Annotated in this window: 20 protein-coding genes; 12 read left to right on the top strand and 8 right to left on the bottom strand. The window is 65.2% G+C overall.

Features of this window, described 5'->3' with window-relative positions:
* The first annotated feature begins 211 nt into the window (after nucleotides 1-211).
* The 5 genes from FHR96_RS11630 to ruvX all read left to right on the top strand — a co-directional run bounded on the left by FHR96_RS11630 (nucleotide 212) and on the right by ruvX (nucleotide 4,079).
* Nucleotides 212-937 carry a CvfB family protein gene (locus FHR96_RS11630; RefSeq protein WP_379685138.1) on the top strand — a complete coding sequence of 242 codons (726 nt, stop codon included), beginning with the start codon at nucleotides 212-214 and terminating at the stop codon, nucleotides 935-937.
* Nucleotides 938-1,021: 84 nt separating this feature from the next.
* Complete coding sequence (gshB, locus tag FHR96_RS11625) at nucleotides 1,022-1,993, top strand: glutathione synthase (protein WP_183387845.1); 972 nt, start codon at nucleotides 1,022-1,024, stop codon at nucleotides 1,991-1,993.
* Between the two features lie 14 nt (nucleotides 1,994-2,007).
* A complete protein-coding gene (locus tag FHR96_RS11620) occupies nucleotides 2,008-2,940 on the top strand; it encodes an energy transducer TonB (protein WP_183387844.1) in 933 nt (310 codons plus the stop codon).
* 73 nt (nucleotides 2,941-3,013) lie between these two features.
* Entirely contained in the window at nucleotides 3,014-3,571 is a 558-nt protein-coding gene (locus FHR96_RS11615; RefSeq protein ID WP_183387843.1) for a YqgE/AlgH family protein, read from the top strand.
* A 67-nt stretch (nucleotides 3,572-3,638) separates the two neighbouring features.
* On the top strand, nucleotides 3,639-4,079 hold the full coding sequence (ruvX, locus tag FHR96_RS11610; protein ID WP_183387842.1) for a Holliday junction resolvase RuvX: 441 nt from the start codon (nucleotides 3,639-3,641) through the stop codon (nucleotides 4,077-4,079).
* A 42-nt stretch (nucleotides 4,080-4,121) separates the two neighbouring features.
* Here the strand turns inward: ruvX and FHR96_RS11605 are convergent, their stop codons facing one another.
* The 3 genes from FHR96_RS11605 to FHR96_RS11595 all read right to left on the bottom strand — a co-directional run bounded on the left by FHR96_RS11605 (nucleotide 4,122) and on the right by FHR96_RS11595 (nucleotide 7,401).
* Complete coding sequence (locus tag FHR96_RS11605; protein WP_183387841.1) at nucleotides 4,122-4,769, bottom strand: hypothetical protein; 648 nt, start codon at nucleotides 4,767-4,769, stop codon at nucleotides 4,122-4,124.
* Between the two features lie 109 nt (nucleotides 4,770-4,878).
* A complete protein-coding gene (pyrB, locus tag FHR96_RS11600; RefSeq protein ID WP_183387840.1) occupies nucleotides 4,879-5,907 on the bottom strand; it encodes an aspartate carbamoyltransferase in 1,029 nt (342 codons plus the stop codon).
* 60 nt (nucleotides 5,908-5,967) lie between these two features.
* A complete protein-coding gene (locus tag FHR96_RS11595; RefSeq protein ID WP_183387839.1) occupies nucleotides 5,968-7,401 on the bottom strand; it encodes an aminotransferase-like domain-containing protein in 1,434 nt (477 codons plus the stop codon).
* A gap of 164 nt (nucleotides 7,402-7,565) precedes the next feature.
* Here FHR96_RS11595 and FHR96_RS11590 point away from each other — a divergent pair, with 164 nt between their 5' ends.
* Nucleotides 7,566-7,733 carry a DUF1127 domain-containing protein gene (locus FHR96_RS11590; protein WP_183387838.1) on the top strand — a complete coding sequence of 56 codons (168 nt, stop codon included), beginning with the start codon at nucleotides 7,566-7,568 and terminating at the stop codon, nucleotides 7,731-7,733.
* Nucleotides 7,734-7,751: 18 nt separating this feature from the next.
* On the opposite strand, the gene FHR96_RS11585 is transcribed toward FHR96_RS11590, so the two are convergent.
* A complete protein-coding gene (locus FHR96_RS11585) occupies nucleotides 7,752-9,515 on the bottom strand; it encodes a SulP family inorganic anion transporter (protein ID WP_183387837.1) in 1,764 nt (587 codons plus the stop codon).
* A 109-nt stretch (nucleotides 9,516-9,624) separates the two neighbouring features.
* Between FHR96_RS11585 and FHR96_RS11580 the strand changes: the two genes are divergently transcribed.
* Nucleotides 9,625-10,461 carry a LysR family transcriptional regulator gene (locus tag FHR96_RS11580; RefSeq protein ID WP_183387836.1) on the top strand — a complete coding sequence of 279 codons (837 nt, stop codon included), beginning with the start codon at nucleotides 9,625-9,627 and terminating at the stop codon, nucleotides 10,459-10,461.
* Between the two features lie 62 nt (nucleotides 10,462-10,523).
* Here FHR96_RS11580 and FHR96_RS11575 read toward each other — a convergent pair whose 3' ends face one another.
* Nucleotides 10,524-12,101: a sulfatase-like hydrolase/transferase gene (locus FHR96_RS11575; RefSeq protein ID WP_183387835.1), complete on the bottom strand. Its 1,578-nt coding sequence runs from the start codon at nucleotides 12,099-12,101 to the stop codon at nucleotides 10,524-10,526.
* Between the two features lie 244 nt (nucleotides 12,102-12,345).
* Between FHR96_RS11575 and FHR96_RS11570 the strand changes: the two genes are divergently transcribed.
* Entirely contained in the window at nucleotides 12,346-13,143 is a 798-nt protein-coding gene (locus tag FHR96_RS11570) for an IclR family transcriptional regulator domain-containing protein (RefSeq protein WP_183387834.1), read from the top strand.
* A gap of 89 nt (nucleotides 13,144-13,232) precedes the next feature.
* On the opposite strand, the gene FHR96_RS11565 is transcribed toward FHR96_RS11570, so the two are convergent.
* The 3 genes from FHR96_RS11565 to FHR96_RS11555 all read right to left on the bottom strand — a co-directional run bounded on the left by FHR96_RS11565 (nucleotide 13,233) and on the right by FHR96_RS11555 (nucleotide 17,529).
* A complete protein-coding gene (locus FHR96_RS11565) occupies nucleotides 13,233-14,273 on the bottom strand; it encodes a TAXI family TRAP transporter solute-binding subunit (RefSeq protein WP_183387833.1) in 1,041 nt (346 codons plus the stop codon).
* Between the two features lie 28 nt (nucleotides 14,274-14,301).
* Nucleotides 14,302-16,173, bottom strand: coding sequence for a TRAP transporter permease (locus tag FHR96_RS11560; protein ID WP_246392904.1), 1,872 nt, complete (start codon nucleotides 16,171-16,173; stop codon nucleotides 14,302-14,304).
* A gap of 351 nt (nucleotides 16,174-16,524) precedes the next feature.
* Nucleotides 16,525-17,529 (bottom strand): porin, encoded by a 1,005-nt coding sequence (locus tag FHR96_RS11555; RefSeq protein ID WP_183387832.1) that lies wholly within the window; start codon nucleotides 17,527-17,529, stop codon nucleotides 16,525-16,527.
* A 595-nt stretch (nucleotides 17,530-18,124) separates the two neighbouring features.
* On the opposite strand from FHR96_RS11555, the gene FHR96_RS11550 reads away from it, so the two are divergent.
* The 4 genes from FHR96_RS11550 to FHR96_RS11535 all read left to right on the top strand — a co-directional run bounded on the left by FHR96_RS11550 (nucleotide 18,125) and on the right by FHR96_RS11535 (nucleotide 21,974).
* Nucleotides 18,125-19,261, top strand: a complete 1,137-nt coding sequence (locus FHR96_RS11550) for an ornithine cyclodeaminase family protein (RefSeq protein WP_183387831.1) — start codon at nucleotides 18,125-18,127, stop codon at nucleotides 19,259-19,261.
* A 78-nt stretch (nucleotides 19,262-19,339) separates the two neighbouring features.
* Complete coding sequence (locus tag FHR96_RS11545; RefSeq protein ID WP_046078975.1) at nucleotides 19,340-19,765, top strand: Rid family hydrolase; 426 nt, start codon at nucleotides 19,340-19,342, stop codon at nucleotides 19,763-19,765.
* Between the two features lie 88 nt (nucleotides 19,766-19,853).
* Nucleotides 19,854-21,149, top strand: coding sequence for an NAD(P)/FAD-dependent oxidoreductase (locus tag FHR96_RS11540; protein ID WP_183387830.1), 1,296 nt, complete (start codon nucleotides 19,854-19,856; stop codon nucleotides 21,147-21,149).
* 39 nt (nucleotides 21,150-21,188) lie between these two features.
* Nucleotides 21,189-21,974 (top strand): helix-turn-helix transcriptional regulator, encoded by a 786-nt coding sequence (locus FHR96_RS11535; RefSeq protein WP_246392903.1) that lies wholly within the window; start codon nucleotides 21,189-21,191, stop codon nucleotides 21,972-21,974.
* Nucleotides 21,975-22,100: the final 126 nt, after the last annotated feature.

Genomic DNA, 22,100 nt, shown 5'->3' with positions numbered 1-22,100 from the left:
CTGCGCCCGGTGTGCTACCAGAACCTGCCCCAGGGCCTGTTGCCCGAGGCCATCCGCGACGGCAACCCGGCCGGCGTCAGCCGCCTGGTCGACGGAAAGCGCGAGGCCTGAGGATCCCCACCGCGAGGGCCAACGGCCCAGCCAACCGGCTTTGTCTGCCGGCGGCCATCGGGGGATAATGGCGGCTCCATTCTCGACCGGTACGCCCACCATGTCCGATGCCGACCGCCGCCGCGCCCCCCGGGCGGCCCACTCCCGCCGCGAGCCGATGCGCCGTGCCCGCGAGCCCCGGGCCAGCGTCGGCGAAGTCGTCTACCTGCCGGTGGTGACGGTCAACGAGACCGGCGCCTTTCTCGACTGGGGCCACTCCCGAGACCTGCTGTTGCCCTTCGGCGAGCAGCGTTTTCGCCCCACGGTGGGCCGCCGGGTGCTGGTGATGATCCACGAGGACGACCGCGGTCGCCCCTTCGCCAGCCAGCGGCTCGATCGCTATCTGTCCGATCATGCCGAGGGCCTGGCCGCCGGCAGCGCCGTCGCGCTAGTGATCGCCGATCAGACCGACCTTGGCTACAAGGCGGTGGTGGACGGTCGCTTCTGGGGGCTGCTCTACCACGACGACGTGACTCGGCCGCTGCGCCGCGGCCAGCGCCTCGAAGGCCACGTGAAGCGGGTCCGCGACGACGGCCGCCTGGACCTGTCGCTGCTGCCGCCGGGCCCGGCGCGGCTCGACGTGGTGGGCGAGTCGGTGCTCAAGGCGCTGCGCGAGAGCGGCGGCTACCTGCCGCTCTCCGACGCCAGCCCTGCCGGCGAGATCAAGGCACGGCTCGGGGTCAGCAAGAACGCCTTCAAGCAGGCCATCGGCCGGCTCTACAAGCAGCGCCGTATCGTCATCGAGGCGGGCGGCATCCGCATCGCTCCCGGCGATGGTCGGGACTGAGCGCCTTGGAGTCCGCCATGGCCGTGCGGCATACTGCGAGCCATCATTCCCCGCCGGACCGCTCCGGCGCAGACGAGTAGACCGATGAGCCAACGCCCCCTCAAGGTCGGCGTGGTGATGGATCCCATCGCCGACCTCAGCTACAAGAAGGACACCAGCCTGGCCATGCTGTGGGCCGCCCAGGACCGCGGTGCCTCGCTGTACTACATGGAGCAGGAGGACCTGTTCCTGCGCGACGGCCGGGCCCACGCCCAACTGCGCGATCTCGAGGTGTTCCGCGACCCCGAGCGCTGGTTCTCGCTGGGCGAGGCCGAGGCGCGACCGCTGGCCGAGCTCGACGTCATCCTGATGCGCAAGGACCCGCCGGTGGACGGCCACTTCCTCAATGCCGTGCACCTGTTGGGCTTCGCCGAGCGCGAGGGCGTGCTGGTGGTCAATCCCACCCGGGCGCTGCTGGAGTGCAACGAGAAGCTGTTCGCCCAGCAGTTTCCCGAGTGCTGCGCGCCGACCCTGGTCTCCTGCCGCGAGACCGAACTGCGCGCCTTCCACGCCGAACACGGCGATGTCATCCTCAAGCCGCTCGACGGCATGGGCGGTAGCGGCGTCTTCCACGTGCTGCCCGACGGCCGCAACCTGGGGGCGATCATCGAGACCCTCACCGAACAGGGGCGTCGCCAGATCATGGCCCAGCGCTACCTGCCGGAGATCAAGGAAGGCGATACCCGCATTCTGCTGGTCGACGGCGAGCCGGTCCCCTATGGCCTGGCAAGGGTGCCGATGGCCGGGGAGACCCGCGGCAACCTGGCCGCCGGCGGCCGCGGCATCAGCCGCGAACTCACCGATCGCGACCGCTGGCTGATCGCCCGGGTACAGCCGATGATTCGCGAGAAGGGGTTGATGTTCGTTGGCCTCGACGTGATCGGCGACTACATCACCGAGATCAACGTGACGAGCCCCACCTGCGTGCGAGAGATCGACGACCAGCGTGGCACCGACATCGCCGGCCAGCTGATGGACGCCATCGAGCGTCGTCTCGCCGAGCGCCGCCGGGGCTGATTCGGGAAGGCAGCATGGCCGCCCCCGTCAACGATCCGATTCGCTACGTGCCGGTGACCCGGCCCTATCGCTACTGGTTGGCCTGGGCGGCGTCGCTGCTGCTGCATCTGGTGGTCATCGGCGCGGTGGCGAGCCGTCAGTTCGCTCCGGCGCCACTCGAACGCACCGGCCTGGACGTGGTCCTGGTGAGCCGGCCCGCCGAAAGCCCGGTGGCGGCGGAGGCGCTGGCCGAGGCCGCTCAGCTTGCCGCCGGCACCGCGGCCGAAACGCCCCCCGCCGAGTCTCGCACTGCCCCGCGGGCCCGGTCGTCCGCGACGCCGGCGACGGTCCCGGCCGGAGCGCCGGCCACCCCGACCGAGCCCGACGTGGCCGCTCGACCCGAACCCGAGGTGCAGCCTGAGCCGAGTGCTCCGCCTGCCGTCGAGCCGGAACCTCCGCAGGAACAACAGGCTGCGGAGTCCCCTGAACCCCGTCCCAGTGTGGCCCAAACGGAGAAGGACGACGCCCCAACGGCGACCGACACCCCCGTGTCGGGGCGCGACCTGCTGGCGCAGGCCACGGCCAGCATTCGCGAGCAGGGGCTGTCCGCCGACTATGCCGGCGAGGCGATGGGGCAGGCGCGGCCGGCGGCCCAGCAGGCCGCCGAGGCCCGCTATATCGATGACTGGACGCGGCGGGTCGAGGATTACGGGAATCGGGTCCATCCGGCGCCGCCCGAGCTGGAAGGCCAACTGCGCATCCGGGTGGTGATCGGCCGCGACGGTCAGGTTCGGCGAGCGGAAGTGATACAATCCTCGGGACATTCCGAACTCGACCAGGCGGCCCTGGACACCGTCCACGGCGCGGCGCCCTATCGCCCCTTCGACGCGGGCATGGGCGATCTGGACAGCCTGTCCATCACTCGCATATGGCGGTTCGGTGAAGGCAACGATTACGGCGTGCGCTAGGCTCCGCAAGGCCGCGCGCGCTGACATTTTGCGGACCGCGCCGGTGGCGCGCCGCATTCCGCTGGGGAGCTCCATGCAAAGCTTGAAAAATCACTTCCTGATGGCGATGCCGCACCTGGAAGATCCCAATTTCGCCGGCACCCTCAGCTACCTCTGCGACTACGACGACAAGGGCACCATGGGGGTGATCGTCAACCGGCCCCTGGAGCTGACCCTCGATGCCCTGTTCGAGCAGCTCGAGCTGGAGTGCACCGGCAGCCCGCACCTCAATGCGCCCGTCTACTATGGCGGCCCGGTGCACAAGGATCGCGGCTTCATCCTGCATCAGGGCGATAGCCAGGAGTGGGACTCGAGCCTTCAGGTGGCCGATGACATCGCGCTGACCACGTCCATGGACATCCTCCAGGCCCTGGCCGAAGGCCGCGGCCCGGAGAAGTTCCTGATCTGCCTGGGCTGTGCCGGCTGGGAATCCGGCCAGCTCGAACAGGAGCTCAAGGACAACGCCTGGCTGACCGTGGAAGGCCGTGCCGACATCCTCTTCGAGGTGCCGCCGGAACAGCGCCTGGGTGCCAGCGCCAACCTGCTGGGGATCGACCTGAACCTGATGACCCGCGAGGCGGGGCACTCCTGATGACGGGAACGGACTGTGCTCGCTCGGTGCGTTCGCCGGTCGGGTGCCGCATCGGGGAGCGATGCCGATGAGTGGCTGTGGCCAGCGTCTGATCCTGGGCTTCGATTTCGGCACCCGGCGCATCGGCGTGGCGGTGGGCAACGAGCTTACCGCCAGCGCCAGGGCCCTGGAGCCGCTGCCGGCTCGCGACGGCATTCCCGACTGGGAGCGTGTGGCGCGACTGGTGGACGAGTGGCGGCCGGACCTGTTCTTGGTCGGCCTGCCGCTCAACATGGACGGCACCGAGAGCGTGATGAGCACCCGCGCCCGCAAGTTCGGCAAGCGTCTGTACGGCCGCTACGGCATCCCCTGCGAGATGGCCGACGAGCGCGGCTCCACCCGCGAGGCCAAGAGTATCGCCCGGGAGGCCGGCCATCGCGGCAACTATCGCGACGACAGCGTCGACGGCCTGGCCGCGGTGCTGATCCTGGAAGGCTGGCTGGCCGACCGGGAAGGCCTGCCGCGCTAGTCTATCCTCGCCGTCTCTTCAACGAACCTCCGACACGGGATACTAGGCCGTGTCTGGCTCGTCACGGTACTTGGCCACGAAATCCCGCACTTCAATGCAGGTGAACGTCTCGATGAAGCCGGCGAGCGTCGCCGGGCGGCGGAAACGTTGCTCGAAGCGTTCCTCCGCATCGCCCTGGCCCCGCACCACGCAGGCTCGGTAGTGATCGCCCTCGCGGAAGACGTTGACGCTGGCGGGGCGGGAGGACTCCTCGCGCTTTTCTACCTGCAGCTCCCGCCGGCGCTCGAGCAGCGCGTTCAGGGCCCGGCCGCCTTCGAGCTCGGCCGGCGAGGCCCAGAGATCCTGGTCGCGATCGCCGTAGCGGAACAGCAGCAGGGCCGGCAGCGAAGTGAAGATGACATTGGCCAGCAGCCAGGTGAGTTCGGCGCTGGTGGGAGAGGTCGTGAACACCAGCCAGAGGTTGGCCGCAATGCCGATGGCGAGAACCCCGGCGAACGGCCGCCAGGTGCGCCAGCTCATGACCTGTCGGCCCAGCAAGTAGCCCCACAGGCCGATGACGCTCACCGCGCCGATGGCCAGCTGTAACAGCGAGAGCGGCGTGCCGCCGCCCATCACGACGGCGAGGACGCCGACCGCCAGCAGCACGGTGTAGAACATCGCCAGCAGAGCATAGGCACGTTGCAGGTTCATCGGCTTGTTTCTCCCCTGTCGCTTGCGCTTCCAGCCTGACCGATCGGCTGTCTTCCTGCAGCGTAGGCGAAACTCGCCGGCCGGGCTCAGAGGGCGATGCCAACGGTACTCAGCTTTCCCTGTCATCCACACCGACGGTGCTGGGCACGAACCAGGGCACGTCGCGCATGTCCTTCTCGACCAGGTCGTCGACCTGCAGCAGGGTGGCGAAGATTGCCATGCGCATGGTGAGCCCGTTGTCGGTCTGGCGAAAGATCGCCAGGCGCGGGTCTCCGTTGAGGTCCACGTCCAGGTCGTTGGCGTCGGGACGACTGTCGCGGGGCAGCGGATGCATGACGATGGTGCGATCGTTGCAGCGCCCGTCCATGAAGGCCTTGTCCACGGTATAGTCCCGCGACAGGCTGAAACCCTCGGTCATCTCGGCGGTGAAGCGCTCCTTCTGGATGCGCGTGGTGTAGACCACGTCCGCGTCAGAGAAGTCGCCGGCCAGGCTCTCGCGGACCTGCACGTCCAGCCCCTGGCGCGCCACGTGCTCGATCAGCGTGTGCGGCATTTCCAGACCCGGCGGGGCCACCAGGGTGACGCGCATGGGGCCGTAGAGGGCCAGCAGCTTGATCAGCGAATGCACGGTACGCCCGTACTTGAGGTCGCCGGTCATCAGCACGTGGGCCCCCTTCAGTGGCTTGCCCTGACGGGCGAACTCCTTGTGGATGGTGTAGATGTCGAGCAGCGCCTGGCTGGGGTGCTCGCCAGGGCCGTCGCCGCCGTTGATCACCGGTACGTTGGTGGCACGGGCGAACTCGGCCACCGAGCCCTGTTCCGGATGACGCATGACGATGGCATCGCAGTAGCCGCTCATTACCCGGCTGGTGTCGTAGAGCGACTCGCCCTTGGCCATGGAGGAGAAGGTGAAGCCGGTGGTGTCGCAGACGCTGCCGCCGAGCCGGCAGAAAGCGGCATGGAAGCTGACTCGGGTACGAGTGCTGGCCTCGAAGAACAGGTTGCCGAGCACCGCGCCCTCCAGCACCCGGGTGATCTTGCGGCGCTGGGCGACTGGCTCCATCCGCGCCGCCACGCGCATCAGGTGATCGACATCGTCTCGAGACAGGGAATCGACGGAGAGCAGGTGAGAACTCATGTGGGGGCCTCGGCTGGCGGTGGGGGTCGGGCGCTAGTTTACTCTCCGTGGTGCCTGGCTTCAGCCTTCTGCATCAAGCAGCTCCCCTGCAACCTCGCCGATACGGCGTACGGCCGCCTCCAGCTCGGCGGTCGGGGAGGCCGCGTAGCTGAGTCGCAGACAATGCCGATACTTGCCGGAGGCCGAGAACATCGGGCCAGGCGCCACCTGAAGGCGCTCCGAGGCCAGGCGCTCGTTGAGTCGCAGGCTATCGAATCCCTCCGGCATCTCCAGCCACAGCTGGAAACCGCCCTGGGGATGGCTGATGCGCGTCGCGGCAGGGAAGTGGCGTGCCACCCATTCGATCATGATATCCCGCTGGCGCCGGTATCGGCGGCAGATCTCGCGCAGGTGGCGCTGATAGCGGCCCTTGTCGATAAAGGCGGCGACCGCGCGCTGAGGCGGGGTCGCCGAGGCGCCGGTCGACACGTATTTCTCGTGCAGGGCCTGGTCCCGGTAGCGGCCCGGGGCGATCCAGCCGACGCGCAACCCCGGTGCCAGCGTCTTGGAGAAGCTGCTGCAGAGCAGCACCCGTTCCTCCGTGTCGCACGCCTTCAAGGCCAGGGGGCGAGGGTTGTCGAAGGCCAGATCGCCATAGATGTCGTCTTCGATGATGGCCACGTCATGGCGGCTGGCGAGTGCCACCAGGTCCCGCTTGCGGTCGTCGGGCATGGTATAGCCGAGAGGGTTGTTGCAGGTCGGCGTGACCAGGATGGCACGCACCGGCCACTGATCCAGCGCCAGTTCCAGTGCCTCCAGGCTCATGCCGAGGCGTGGATCGGTCGGGATCTCCAGCGCTTTCAGCCCATGGGCCGCCAGGATCTGCATGGCGCCGTAGAACCCCGGTGAGTCCACGGCCACCACGTCGCCGGGGGAGGTGAGGACACCCAGGGCGATGGCCAGGGCTTCCTGGCAGCCGGTGGTGACCAGGACATCGTCGGGGTGCAGCAGACAGCCCGAGGCCGTGGCCAGGCGTGCAACCTGCAGGCGCAGCGCCGGATCGCCGGCCAGGCTGTCGTAGCCGAGGTGACGAGCGTCTGCGGCGTGGTAGCGGCCGGACAGCAGCTGAACCAGCGGCCTGAGTGTCGCAGCGTCCAGGGCCGGCGTGCCGGAACCCAGTCGGTGCAAGGGCTGAAAACCGGGAACAGGTTCGACGATCGTCAGGACCTGGTCCCATTGCGATACCTCGAGGGGGCGCTGGGCGGGGCGTGACACCGTTGGCAACTGATCGAGGCGGCGTTGTGGCAGCACATAGTAGCCGGACCGAGGGCGCGCCTCGGCAAGCCCCGACGCCTCCAGGCGCGCGTAGGCGGCCTGCGCGGTGGTGATGCTGATACCTTGCTCACGGCACAGGGTGCGAATCGAGGGTAGCCGGTCGCCGACGGGATAGATGCCTTGGGCCATGCGCTGGGCGAGGAGGTCGGCGATCTGCTCGTAACGTCTGGGAGCGCTCATCGTTCGGAGTTCCGGGAGTCGGCGGTACAGAGGGAGGGAACGCTTGCGGTACAGCGGCGCCAGCGGCAAGACTGTACCGCACATAAACTTATATCCTGAATCTGTACCGATCAAGGCGCCGGACTTAGCCTGTCGAAACACTCGAGTTCGACAGGAGCCCGACCATGATCCGCAATCCACTGAGAGCCTGGGCGCAGGCATGGCGTCGCCAAGCCCTGCGGCATCGTACCCGCCGTCATCTGAGCCGTCTGGACGAGCGTTTGCTCAAGGACGCCGGCATCAGTCCGGCCCAGGCTCGACGGGAGGCTGGCAAGCCGTTCTGGCGGCGCTGAGGCACTGAGTAGCGAGGCTTACCCTTGCCGCGCGAGGATCTTGCCGTCTTCCGGCGTCGGGCCGCACTCGCTGAAGATCCGCTTGTGGCAGGTCTGGCAGGTTCCCGGGTCCAGCGCCGGGGCGATGGCGGCGATGGCGGCCTCGGGCGTCTCGAAGAATCGCTCCTCGCCGAGCCGGCCCAGATCGCCGCGACGGCGCAGCTCGTCCAGCACCGTGCCCTTCAGCGAGCTGATCATCAGCTCGCCGCCCCGGCCGCGAAGGCGCCGAGCTTCCTGGAGCAGCATCTCGGTGCCGGCGGTGTCGATGAAGTTGATGCCCTTGCCGATGATCAGCATTCGGGTGCCCGGTGCAGCGCTGAGCGCCCGCAGGCGGCGCTGCACGTGGTCGGTGGCGCCGAAGAACAGCGAGCCGTCGATACGCAGGATCTTCAGCTGCGGGCACTGGGCGAGGTCGTAGCGCCGGACGTTGCGGATATGGCGGCGCGGGTGATCCTGGCGCGGTGCCACCTCCATGACGGTCGGCCGCGAGGTGCGCTTGAGGTAGAGCACCAGCGACAGCAGCACCCCCACGTAGATGGCGAATTCCAGCGCCACCAGCAGGGTGGCGGCGACGGTGGCCGCCAGGATCAGCGCCTCATGGCGGCTGGCGCGAACCAGGTGGGCGATGTGGTGGCCGTCGATCAGGTTCCAGGCGATCAGCAGGATGCCGCCGGCCATGGCGGGCAGTGGCAGGTAGGCGGTGATGCCCGGGGCCAGCACCAGGATCAGCGCCAGCAGGGCGGCGGCGAATACCGACGCCAGCGGGGTGCGGGCGCCGGCATCATGGTTGGCGCCGGAGCGGGTGAAGGAACCGGAACTGGCGTAGCAGGAGAAGAAGCCGCCGACGATGTTGGACAGTCCCTGGCCGATGAATTCCTGGTTGCCGTCGATTACCTGCCCCGAGCGCAGGGCGATGGCGCGGGCGATCGACACGGCCTCGATCAGCCCGAGCAGGGCGATGGCGAAGGCGCCGGAGGTCAGGGTGCGCAGGCTGTCCGGCGACAGCTCGGGCAGCGACAGCGGCGGCAGGGTGCCGGGCAGGGCGCCGACCAGGGCGACGCCGTGGGCCTTGCCGTCCAGCAGCCAGCAGGCCAGGCTGCCGGCGGCCAGCCCCAGCAGCAGGTGCGGCGCGCGGCGGTGGAGGCGTCGCACCACCAGTGAGGTCACCAGCGAGATCAGGCCGATGGCCAGGGCGTAGGGGTTGGTCTCGGGCAGCGCCCGAATCAGCTGCGTCAGTTCCACCAGGAAGCCCTGGCCCTCGACGGCGACGCCGAGCAGATGCTTCATCTGGCTGGTGGCGATCAGGATCGCCGCCCCCGTCGTGAAGCCGATCACCACCGTGTGGGAGATGAAGCTCACCAGGCTGCCAAGTCTCAGCAGCCCCATGCCCAGTTGGATGACGCCGACCAGCAGGGTCACGGTCAGCGCGGCGGCAAGGTACTCCGAGGGCGACAATGCGCCCAGGCTGCCGACCACGCTGGCCAGCACGATCGACAGCGCCGCGGTGGGCCCCGAGATCATGTGCCAGGAGCTGCCGAACAGCGCGGCCACGCTGGCGGCGACGATGGCGGAGTAGAGGCCGACTTCCGGCGGCAGGCCTGCGATGAAGGCATAGGCGACGCCCTGGGGCAGCACCAGGATAGCGCCGGTGAATCCGGCCATCAGGTCGGCGCCGAGCATCCGGCGGTCGAGAGCCTGGCCCCAGCTCAGGAAGGGCAGAAATCGCGAGAGTCTGGGCGCCATGGGAGAAACCTCGAGATATGCATGGGGGAAGCAAGCCTAGGGAAAAGCTGGCATGCTGGAAAACAAAATTTTTTGGGCTTCATGAACAGAAAAATCGAAGGTGGCTCCCATGGACACCCAACTGCTGGAAACCTTTCTGGAGGTCGGCCGACTGCGCAACTTCGGCAAGGCCGCCGAGAGCCTGTGCGTATCCCCCTCCACGGTCAGCGCACGCATCCGCCAGTTGGAAGAGCACCTGGGGTTGGCGCTCTTTACCCGCGGCCATCATCGGATCGACCTGACGCCGGCCGGAGAGCGCATGGAACGCCACGCGCGCTTCATTCTCGGCGCCTGGGAACGGGCCTTTGAAGACACGGCGCTCAGCGAGCGGCATCAGCGGCGCCTGGTGGTGGCCGGGGTCGCCAGCCTGTGGGACATCTTCCTGCAGGACTGGCTCACGGAGATCTATCGCGCCCATCCGACGCTCGGGCTGCGCGCCGAGGAGAGCACGCCGCTGCGCGTGGTCGAGAAGCTGGAGCAGAACATGATCGATGTCGGCTTCCTCTACGATACGCCGCGGCTGCGCGGGGTGGGCGTCGAGGAAGTGGCGAGCATCCCCCTGGTGATGGTCGCCAGCCGGCCCGGCATCGAGGCCGAACGGGCGGTCGGTGACGGCTATATCCGGGTGGAGTGGGGCACGGCCTTCGCCAGCGTCCACGAGAGCCGTTTCCCCCAGCGCTTGCTCGCCCGGGGGCGAGTCAACAGCGGGCGCATCGCCCTTAACCTGCTGCTGGAGTGCGGCGGCGCCGCCTATCTGCCGCGGGATATCGTGGCCCCCTGGTGCCGCCGCGAGCGGCTGTTCGTGGTCGAGGACGCGCCGACGATCGAGCTCAAGGCTTACGTGGCCTATCACCTGCACGGCGAACACCGCGAGCTTATCCGAGGGCTGCTGAAGCGGCTGCGGTGATCTCCCCTCCTAAGCCGGCAGAGCGGGCTGAGATCCATTGCGCAGCTCTCCTAGGCGGTGGCTTACCAAATCCCGAACAGATAGCCGCGCTGATGCGCCGTATCCGTGTTCGATTCGATGCGCTGGTTGCTTACGGTGACCCGCAGCTTGCGCTCGCGGCACCAATCATAGAGGGTCGCTTCCATGCGGCGGCACACTTCATCATGGGCTTTGTCAGGCACCAGGTCATGCAGCTCTTCTGGATCGTTTTGCAAATCGAAGAGTTGTGGACGATGTTGCTCGTAATGAATGTACTTCCACCTACCATCGGTGACCATGTAGGCCTTGGCCTGATCGGGCGGAAGCTGTAGGGCAAGGCGTGCCGGGCGCCAGGCGTAGTCTGACTCGCTGAAGGCATGCGTGCGCCACTCACCGGACTGGCCGTTTACTACCGGCTGCAAGGAGCGGCCCTCGAGCCGATGGTCCAGTGCTTTGCTGTTGCCACTGGCGGCATCGATGAAGGTGGGGACCAGATCGATGGCTTCCACCAGGCGTTCATCGCGGGTGCCTCGAGTGGCATCGGCCTCGTGACGCGGGTCGACCACGATCATTGGGATCCGCGCGCTGGACTCGTGGAACAGCTCCTTCTCGCCCAGCCAATGGTCGCCCAGGTAGTCGCCGTGATCCGAGGTCACCACGATCAGCGTGTTGTCCAGTTGTCCGCGCTCTTCCAGGAAGCCCATCAGGCGACCGATATGATCATCCAACTGAGTGATTAAGCCCATGTAGGTGGGGATGACGCGCTGTCTAACTTCGTCTCTGGCGAACTCACGGGACTCGGAGTGCTGCATAAAGGCATCGACTACCGGATGGGGGGCGACACGTTCTTGCTCTGAGCGGATGGCGTGAGGGATATCCTCTTGCCCGTACATGTTGTGATACGGGGCTGGCGCCATATAGGGCCAGTGGGGTTTGATATAACTGAGGTGCAGGCACCACGGGGTATCACCGGCCTCATCGATGAAGTCCATGGCACGGTTGGTGGTGTAGGCGGTCTCGGAGTGTTCCTCGCGGACCCGTATAGGCCGATGGCAGTGGCGCATGTGCCAGCCACTCAGGATGTTGCCGTCATCGTCTTCGGCGGAGTTGGCGTAGTCATGCCAGGGGTTACGGCTGTCGTATCCCTGGCAGCGCAGATACTGGTTGTACCTGAGATCGGGATCGGCGGATTGATCGGGATGCAGGCCATCGTCACGCTCGAAGGGTTCGAAGCCGCACTGGCTGACCAGCACGCCCCGGGAGGAGTCGGGCGAGATGCCAAGGTGAGCCATGCCTTCGTCGTCGCGTTTCATGTGGGTCTTGCCGACGAGGGCAACTCGGTAGCCGTGCGGGCGCAGATGGTCGCCCAGGGTCCGCTCGTCGACCCGCAGCGGGACGTTGTTGTAGCTGGCGCCATGGCTCGCCGCATAGCGCCCGGTATAGAACGACATGCGGGAGGGACCGCAGACCGGGGCCTGGCAATACGCCCGTGTGAAGTTGATGCCCCGGGCTGCCAAGGCATCGATGTGAGGCGTGCGGATGCTGGGGTGTCCGTTGCAGGCCAGGTAGTCGGCCCGCAGCTGATCGGCCATGATGAACAGGATATTAGGCTTTGCGGTCATGTTGAGCCTGCTGGTATTTAGCATCGAGAGATGTTGCGGATGCCTTCTACCTTCGCGTCATGGTGGAGAGGCTGCAAGCCGATGTTTCATGAGGTGAAAGGGGCGAGGGTGTCTGGGCGGCATGGCCTTCCTCTTGATCGCGTTCCGGCCATGGGGGAAGGCTCGGGCTGGTAAGACGCCTCCGAATACCGGCCGATCTTCTGAAGAAAGGTGGTGTCACTTGCGATGTGATGGAAAGATGTAAATGAACAAGAAAATCAGAGCTCTGGAGAGAGGGCTGGACGTGGTGGGGGCGATCAATGACGCGGATGGCCCCATGTCTCTCGGCGAGTTACACCAGGCAACGGGTCTGGATAGAGCCACCATCCTGAGGATACTGGCCACCTTGGAGGACAAGGGGTGGGTGTATCGGGGCATGGGAGATAGTCGATATCGACTCACCTACAAGCTCCACGAACTGGGCAGGCATGTTAGCGTGGATGATGCCATCGCCCATGCTGCCGCGCCCGTTCTGGATGCCCTTCAGCAGCAGTTGGCTTGGCCATCGGATATATCCGTCTACGATGGTGACGGGATGGCCATCATCGAGACGTCTCGTCGCAAGAGCGCCTTCGTCATCAACCGCGAAGTCGTCGGCTACAAGCCCAGCATGCTGCAGTCTGCCATGGGGCGCGCTTTCCTGGCCTACTGCGACGAGCGGACGCTTGACACCATACTTCGGCGGCTGCGGAAGAAAGGCGGCGAGGATGGAAGGCTGGCCGCCGACCTGAGCTACATTGCGAATACCCTCGGCCAGGTCAGGGAGAAAGGCTATGCGGTGAGAGATCCCAGCCAGTCGTCTTTGCCCTCCGAAACGACAGAGGAGTTCAATGCGATCGCGGTGCCCGTCATCGTGCTGGGGGATGTCCAGGCTAGCCTGAATATTGTGTGGATGAAGTCAGCCTACAAGGACGTGGCAATGATCGAGGATCACTTCTTTCAGTACCTGAAACCCGCAGCCGAGGAGCTCTCCAAGATCTTCCATGAGCATGGCATATATTGAAGGAAGCGTGAGGCGGCTGACTGGTAGAGCATGGCGATGGGAAAGGGACCTGACCTTGCACCCGGCCATAGCCGGGTGCAAGACGTTGCTTACTGAGCTTCGGGTGGAATGAGATTTTCGGGAATATCGAGGCCCACTTCCTTGTAGTAGCGAATGGCACCCGGGTGAAGCAGCGTGTTCATGTCCTGAAAGACCGTATCGAGAGACAGGTTGCGCATCTGCGGCAGTGCCTCTTGCTTCTCTTCGAGGTTTTCCCAGAATGCCTTTGTCATCGTATAGATCGCGTCTTCCGGCATGTCCTTGTTGGTTGCCATGCCGATTGTCACCCCGATGGAGCGAGCCGGCTCGGTATTGACCTGATTCTCGCCATAGATGTCGGCGGGCAGTTCGACCACGCGATAACCTGGGCGACCAAGCACTGCCGACAGCTCACCTTCTTCCACTTCCGGGATGCTCAAGAAACGAATCTTGTTGGCCATGGCGATTTGGGTCAGGATCGGGCTCGGCGCTTGGGTCGGGTTAAAATAGGCATCCAGGTTCCCATCCTGAAAACTCTGAGAGGCGGCATCCCAGCTGATGTTGACGACCTCGTAGTCTTCGCCGGCCTTGTAGCCGGTAATGGCTTCGATTAACGGCTCAACGGTTTTCCGGGCCTGCCCAGTCGGTGGTCCAGTGAATACGCGTTTACCCTTGAGGTCTTCGTACGTTTCGATTCCAGAATCCGCGAACACCGCCCCATGGTACAGCCCCATCGGATAGCTGAAGAGCATGCGCATGTTGCCATACAGGTCGGACGCCTGAGGAAGAGATGTGAACATGCCTTCGCCGTCTCTCATCAGGGCAGCGATACCGGGAGAAAAGCTGGACGTGAACTGGGTCACTCCCCGAGCAGTGGTGACGGCGTGTTCGGGGCCGCTGCCGGTAGCATCGACCTGAACCCTGTCATCCGTGTTGTTGTTCACGATATCCGCGAACACGGTTGAGACGACATAGGGCGAGCTGCCTGTGCCCAGTGTCTTCAGCCGGTAGTTCGACTGCGCCTCCGCTTCATCGAGGCTCAGGCCGAGCAGCCCGCTCAGCAGAATGCCGCTCAGTATCGCCATCGTCGAGGTGGTCTTTTGAATGGTCATTTTCAACTCCTTCTCGGGCTTTTGTTGTTCATAGAGATTTGGTCAGGAAGAACCCGCTACGCGATGCCGCCACCAGGGTGGCGATTCCCAGCAGGGCACCCGCCAACTGCAGTGGCAGCAGTGGGGTCACGAGAGTGATCGACACGATGGCAGACGCCGCCCACCAGGCCCGACCGAGGATGCTGATCCTGGCGATCAGGTAGGCCGCCAGGGCGAGCCGGAGGATCGACCAGACGAACTCACCGAGCGAGAAGTCGGTAATCAGCAACATCGACGGGCTATAGACGAACACGAAGGGGGTCAGGAAGCCGATGAGGGCCAGGCGCCCCATGGCCGTCATGCCGATCACCATGGGATTGGCTTGCGCAATGGGTGCCGCCGCGAAGGCGGCCAGCGCCACGGGGGGCGTGATGGCGGACAGTACGGCGAAGTAGACGACGAACATATGCGCCGCAATGGTGGGGACACCGAGGGCTTCCACCGCTGGCCCCATGATCAGAATGATGATCAGGTACGCGGGGACGGTGGGCATGCCCATCCCAAGCACGAGACATGCCAGTGCCATCAGAAGGAGCGAGAGGAACAGCGATCCATCGGCCATGGCCTGAACCGAAGAGGCGAAGCGCAGGCCCAGTCCCGTCAGGTTCATAACGGCGATGATGATGCCCACGGCCCCCACGGCGACCAGGATCGTGCCGCCCGCATTGGCACTGCTACCGACGATGTTCAGCAGGGCCTTGATATTGCGTGCCTTCGGATTGAACAGCAGTCCCAGCGTCACGGCGGCCCCGATGGCCCAGAGCCCGGCCATGGCCGGAGAGCGGCCCTGCATCATCATCACTACGATAAGGGCAAGGGGGACCACGAAGGCCGAGAGCAGCAGCCAGTCCTGGCGGCTCAGGGTCGGCAGGGTGTCACGATCGGGCGCCTGGATGCCCGCGCGACGTGCCTCGGCGCCGACGCTGGCGAACAGGCTGCCGTAGAACAGCAGGGCAGGAATCAAGGCCGCCAGGCAGATCTTGAGATAAGGAATGCCGGTCATGTCCGCCATGATGAAGGCGACGGCCCCCATGATCGGGGGCATGATCTGTCCTCCGCTGGAAGCGGCGGCCTCCACGGCACCCGCGAAACGAGCACTGAAGCCGGTCTTCTTGATCATGGGCATAGTGACGACGCCCGTCCCCACGACATTGGCCACGACGCTGCCCGAGACGGTGCCGAACAGGCCGCTTGCCATCACCGCGGCATAGGCCGCGCCGCCACGCAGCCGTCCCAGGCTGCGGAGCGACAGGTTGAGCAGTACCTGGCCTATGCCCAGGGCTTCGAGCACGGCACCAAAGATGATGAAGACCAGGATGGTGCTGGTGACCACGGCCAGGGGTTGGCCGAACACGCCGTCGAAGCTGTACCAGAAGGTCTGGAGCAGCTCAGGGTAGGAAATGCCCGCATGGCTGAGAAAGCCCGGCAGGGCATCCCCGAAATAGGCGTAGGCGGTCACGAGCAGGGCGACGATCACCAACGGAACGCCGATGACTCGGCGCGTCAGCTCGATGAGAGCCAGGATTCCCGCCAGGCCGCACCAGAGATCGAGAGGCTGAAGAAAGTAAAGTCCTGACTCCAGCCGCGCCGAAATGATGAAGTAGCGCCAGGCCGCGATGACGATCATCGCCACCAGGGCGATATCCAGGAGCCGCCGAAGGGGGGAGCCGGGCTGCCGCAGGGAGTGCAGAAGCAGGAACAGGGCACCCAGGGAAAAGCCGCCGACGCGTACCAGCGCATCGTCGAACACGCCGAACTCCGCAGTATAGAGGGCACCACCAATGAGGAGTGCCCCAACTAGATACATCAGAGTCGTGGAGAGTATCGCCAGCGGGGAACGGGATTGGGGAGAAGCTGACATGGCGTTTCCTTTACTCAAGCATTTGTAGTTATTGCATTTTTTAATATTTACAGGTTTGTGAAGATCTTAATATCTTCAACCCTAGGGAGAGAGCGGGCTAGGCGCAATGCATAATTTCACAAGATGAAAAGACCAGTGCTAGCCGAGTCCGTCATGTCTTGTGCCACGTCATCCGCATGAGTCTAGCTGCACTGGCAACTGGGCAGCGGCGGGCCGACCGCCATGCCCGTTGCCCGAAGGTGGCGGTCTGGAGTTCATGAGCCACAGCTGCCGTGTTCATCCGCCTCTGGCCTCGTGAGGGAAGCGACATCAGTCCCGAGAGGTATCCGATGTCGCCGGGGGCGGCAGGCCTCAGAAGCTAACGCTGATCCCCGCGGCAAGGTTGTCGTCGCTGTTCTGGTAGGTGGCGGCCTCGAGGAATGCATAGACCTGGTCATTGAAATGGTGGCGGACGATGCCGGTGACGTTGCTGTTGTCGGCATCGCCCGGCTTGTTGTTCTCGGCGTAGCCGAGCGAGGCCGACCAGGCGTCAGTGAAGCGCGCGGAGGCGTTCAGGCCCCAGGCCTCGAAGCCGCGATCCATGCCGTCGGCACGGTCGTCATTGTGCTCGTAGACGCCGCCGAGGCGGATCATGCCGAAGTCATAGCCGAGCCCGAAGGAAGTGCGGGTGAGATCGTAGCCGTCGTCCGCGGGCGTATCGATACGGGTATGGCCAATACCGGCATTAAGGGGACCCTGATCATAGACCAGGCGCCCGGTCACCACGTCGAGCTCTTCATCGTTATGGTTGTCGGGTGTCAGTACCGCACCGATGAATCGGAAGCCGTGGAACGTCGGAGAACCGTAGGAGAGTACGTCAGAGCCTTGTTCAGGCTGGCCGAAAATGGCGTTCTGGCCCGTTTGCTTGTGCAAGCGGTTGTACTCGAATGTGTCGATGTTGCGATAGATCTGCCCCCAGAACCCCGAGGGGGCTCTCGGCTGTAACCCGAGGCTGCCGTAGTCGGTCAACAGAAAGACCCTGGCGGTGCGGACATAGATCTCGCCCTCTTCCTGGGCATGCGCCCCGGGCGTCCAGGTCTGGGCATCCACCGAGTTGATGGCATTGGCGAAGTCGCCGATCAGTTCATAGCGGATACGCAGGTCGTCGTTGACCCGGTAGAGCCCATCCACGCCGGCTTCCGCCTTGAAGGCCCAGAGATCGGTGTCGCGATCATCGACGTTGAGGACGCCGCCACTCAGAGTGCCCGAGAAATGTGGCCCGGCGTGCGGCACTTCGGCCACTGCTTGGGCGGGAATCGTCAGGAAGAGCGCCAGGGGCGCCAGGGGCACGAGGGCTAGGCGTGTCGTGGTTGTCATTATGTATTCCCATGATGGCTGTTGTTGTCGTTGACATCGGGTGTCGCGGAGCAAGGCTCTGAAATAAGCGATCGTGGATCAATTCTATTTTTCACTGTGTGAAAAATAGGCGAGTCCACATGCCTTCATGGGCGAGATGGTGTTGCCATCGTGTCGCCAATTGTCGGCGACATCATGAACACTCCGATCGATGGGCGCCGGAGGTGTGTCCTCGTCGCCGGGAGTTTTTCATTAATCATCTGATGTTGAAGAGAATTATTGCTTCTTGGCGCCTGGATGATGTCTGACTGACGAGCCTTCGGCATGCCCATGCCGGCGCCCTCGGAGCATGGAAACGCCGTACCAGGTCGTCGGGATAGACCATTGGAGGCCCCGAGCATGAATTGCCGATTTGTGCTAACGCCGGCGTCGACTGACACGCACTATGTCAGTCGATGAGAAGCTCCCGCTGAGGCTCGTTGGCCGTCATCTCGCTCGTCTCGAACCGTCGATGCCGCCAGCCCGATGCCCAGGAGCGAGTTGACGTTGAGGCTCGACAGCGCCCCTATCCTCTGGCCTGCGAGCTTCACACCCAACAACAAAGCGGAATTCCAGCATGGCCAACGATACCCGGATCAACTTCATCTATCTCTCCGAGCAGGACATGATCCGTGCCGGCGTCACCGACATGGCTGCCTGCGTGGACACCATGGAGGAGATGTTCGGACTGCTCTACCACGGCGACTACCGCATGGCGGGCCCCAACAACGATTCGCACGGCGCCATGATCATGTTTCCGGAAGATTCGCCCTTTCCCAACATGCCCAAGCCCACCGCCGATCGTCGCATGATGGCCATGCCGGCCTATCTCGGCGGCAGCTTCTGCACCTCGGGCGTCAAGTGGTATGGCTCCAATATCGCGAACAAGGAAAAGGGGCTGCCGCGCTCCATCCTCATGTTCACCCTCAGCGACGCCGATACGGCCGCCCCCCTGGCCTACATGTCGGCCAACCTGCTGTCGGCCTACCGCACCGGTGCGGTGCCCGGCGTCGGCGCCCGCCATCTGGCGCGCAAGGATTCGAAGGTCGTGGGCATCTTCGGGCCCGGCGTGATGGCGCGCACCTCGCTGGCCGCTTTCATCGCCGCCTGTCCCCAGATCGACACCGTCAAGGTCAAGGGACGTGGCAAGAAGAGCCTCGAGGCCTTCACCGACTGGGTCCATGACAACTACCCGCAGATCACCGTCCAGGTGGTCGACGACATCGAAGCGGTCGTGCGCGACTCCGACATCGTGACCTACTGTGCCTCCGGGGAAGTGGGCAATCCCGACGACTACCCGCTGGTCAAGCGCGAGTGGGTCAGCCCGGGCACCTTCCTGGCCATGCCGGCGCCGTGCAACTTCGATGCCGGCATGGAAGTGCCGGACGTGCGCAAAGTGCTCGACAACACCGGCCTTTACGAGGCCTGGTACGAGGAAGTCCCCAAGCCGGCTCACCACTGCATTCCGCTGGTCGGCATGAAGTTCATGGACATGATCGAGGAAGGCCGCTTCTCCGCCGATGGCCTCGAGGATCTGGGCGCGATCGTGGCCGGCGATGCCCCGGGCCGCCAGAACGACGACGAGATCATCATGATGTCGGTCGGCGGCATGCCGGTCGAGGACGTGGCCTGGGCCACCGTGGTCTATCGCCGGGCGATCGAACAGGGCATCGGCGTCAAGCTCAACCTCTGGGACACCCCCGCGCTCCGCTGAGACCAGGCGCAGGCTCCCCGGCCATCGCCGTCCGGCGATGGCCCCTTTTTCCATCCGATGACGTTACCGGGAGAGATCATGACCCATATCGTGAAGGTCAAGACAGGTTCGAAGTTCGAAACCCACGCCAGCTATTCGCGGTTGGTGGCCGTCGACAACTGGATCCTCGTGTCCAACACCGCGGGGCGCAACCCCGAGACCAAGGAGATCCCCGAGGACGTCAGCGAGCAGCTGCTGCAGGTCTTCGCCAACATCGAGACCGCGCTCGGCTCCGTGGATAGCGGCCTGGCCGACATCGTATCGGCGAAGATCTTCATCCAGAATCCGGCCGACACCGAGACCGTCATGACCCTCTTCGGCCAGAAGATGCGCGGCGTCGACCCGTCTATCACCGTGACCTGCCCGCCGCTGGGCTCCGAGGTCTACAAGGTGGAGCTGGAAGTGACCGCCTATCGTGGCGCCGGCCGCGCCGACGTGGAGCGGATCGACACCTCCGCCCAGTAAGGCGGCCGCTCGTTCTTGCCGCGGTGACCGGCCAACAGGGCCGGCCGCCGCGCGCTCGTCGTTCACCGACTCGTTCAGGATTCCCGCCATGGCAGCACCGACAATCGAGCCCGTTCAAACGTCCACCGACTTCCCCGCCTCGACCACCGTGGTCATCATCGGTGGCGGCATCATCGGCCTGACGGCGGCACTGGCCCTGTCAGAGCGCAACATCCCGGTGGTGGTGCTCGAGAAGGGGCGTATCGCCGCCGAGCAGTCCTCCCGCAACCTGGGCTGGATTCGCAAGACCAGCCGCCAGCTGGACGACGTGCCCCTGGCGTTGGCCTCGGATCGGTTGTGGGCCGGCATGCCCGAGCGTGTGGGCAGCGATGTCGGCTATCGTCAGACGGGCATCATGTTCCTGGCCCGCACCGCCGAGCAGCTGGCCGCTCACGAAGCCTGGCTGAAGTCGGTCGAGTCGCTGTCGCTGGACTCGCAGCTGCTCAGCCCCGGTGAGATCGATCGCCGGGTGCCCGGCGGCAAGGGCGACTGGGCCGGCGGCATCTTCACCGGCTCCGATGGCCGGGCGGAGCCGACCCTGGCCTCCAGCGCCATCGCCAAGGCCGCCATGGCCAAGGGCGCGGTGATCGTCGAGAACTGCGCGGTGCGCACGGTGTCACGGTCGGCCGGCAAGGTCAGCGGCGTGGTGACCGAGAAGGGCGAGATCCGCTGCGATCAGGTGCTGCTGTCCGGCGGCATGTGGTCCCGGCGTTTCCTCGGCAACCTCGGCGTCTCGTTGCCGGTCCTGCCGCTGATCTGTTCGGTGTTCAAGACGACGCCGATGGAAGGGCCGACGGACATCGCCGTCGGCGGCCCCGATTTCTCCTTCCGCAAGCACCAGGACGGCGGCTTCATCGTCACCCAGCGCGGTGCGCTGGATGCTCCCCTGATGCTGGATCACCTGCTGGTCGGGTCACGTTACCTGGGATCGCTGCGCTCCCAGCGCCACCTGCTGCGGATCTCGCTGGGCAAGCATTTCCTGCGCGACCTGGCGCTGCCGAGGCGCTGGCGCGGCGGCAAGACCTCGCCCTTCGAGCGCGTCCGGTCCCTGGATCCGGCGGCCAACTCGACGATCAACGCCGAGGCCCAGCGCAATCTCGCCGCCGCCTGGCCGATCTTCGAGCAGGCCACCGTGGAGTCGGCCTGGGCGGGGATGATGGACATCACACCGGACTCCAATCCGGTCATCGGGCCGGTGCCCGGCATTCCGGGGTTGAGCATCGCGTCCGGCTTCTCCGGCCACGGTTTCGGCACCTCGCCGGCGGCGGGACAGCTGGCGGCCGACCTGCTGTCCGGCGAAACGCCGATCATCGATCCATCCCCCTACCACTTCGAGCGCTTCTGAGGGCCAGCCCCAGGCGCTTACGCCGGGCGTCGCCGCCGCATGAGGCGGCGACTGTGGTGGGCGGCGGCCCGCTTCATGCCGGTCACGCTGCCCGCGGTCGTGGACTCCGAAGAAGGCTTGCGCATCATGAACGATCACCCGGATGCCCAGCGCTTTCAGCGTGAAACCCTGGCCTTGATCGGCCGCCTGGTCCCTCTGAGCGGTTCGGCATTCTTCCTGATCAACCCGGACATGCGGCATGCCGGCACCCTGCTGTATAACCTGCCCCCGGATGCCGAGCGCGAGTACTGCACCGAGTATGGCGCCCTGGATCCGCTGCACCCCGAACGCTTCGCCGGCCGTGACGACACCGTGGTGACGCTGGACTCGCAGATCGATCCTCACTTCCTGAGACAGACGCTCTATTACCAGCAGTTCATGGTGCCGCATAACCATCGCTACGTGGCGGACATGTTCTTTCGTCGCGAAGGCAGGATCATCGCGGGCATCACGATACTGCGCGAGGCATCGATGGGGGATTTTCGGCCGCAGGAGCTGGATCTGCTGCGCCAGGTCCAGCCGTTCATCGAGTTCTCCCTCAACGCGACCTATCTGCCCCAGCGCGACCGGGAGCGGGAGGGCGTCGCCGCGACCTATGGCCTGACCGATCGTGAGCTGGATGTGCTGGAGTTCGTGCTGCGCGGCGGCGGCAACAAGGAGATCGCCCAGCGGCTGTCGCTGGGCCTGGCGACGGTCAAGACCCACCTCCACCATATCTTCCGGAAGGTCGGCGTGCGCACTCGCAGCGAGCTGGTCGCGAGAGTGCTGGCGGACCTGAATCGTTGAACTCCATCCTCTGATGGATGCCGTCTCGTGGCGGAACACCGAATACTGGTCTCGCATTCATCGCTCGTTTCTCGCTGAGGAGGCGACTCACACTATGGCCGACGATCAGGCTAAGGATCTTCTTTC

The sequence above is a fragment of the Halomonas organivorans genome (assembly GCF_014192055.1).
Taxonomy (GTDB): domain Bacteria; phylum Pseudomonadota; class Gammaproteobacteria; order Pseudomonadales; family Halomonadaceae; genus Halomonas; species Halomonas organivorans.
This window is presented reverse-complemented; position numbering and strand designations above follow the sequence as displayed.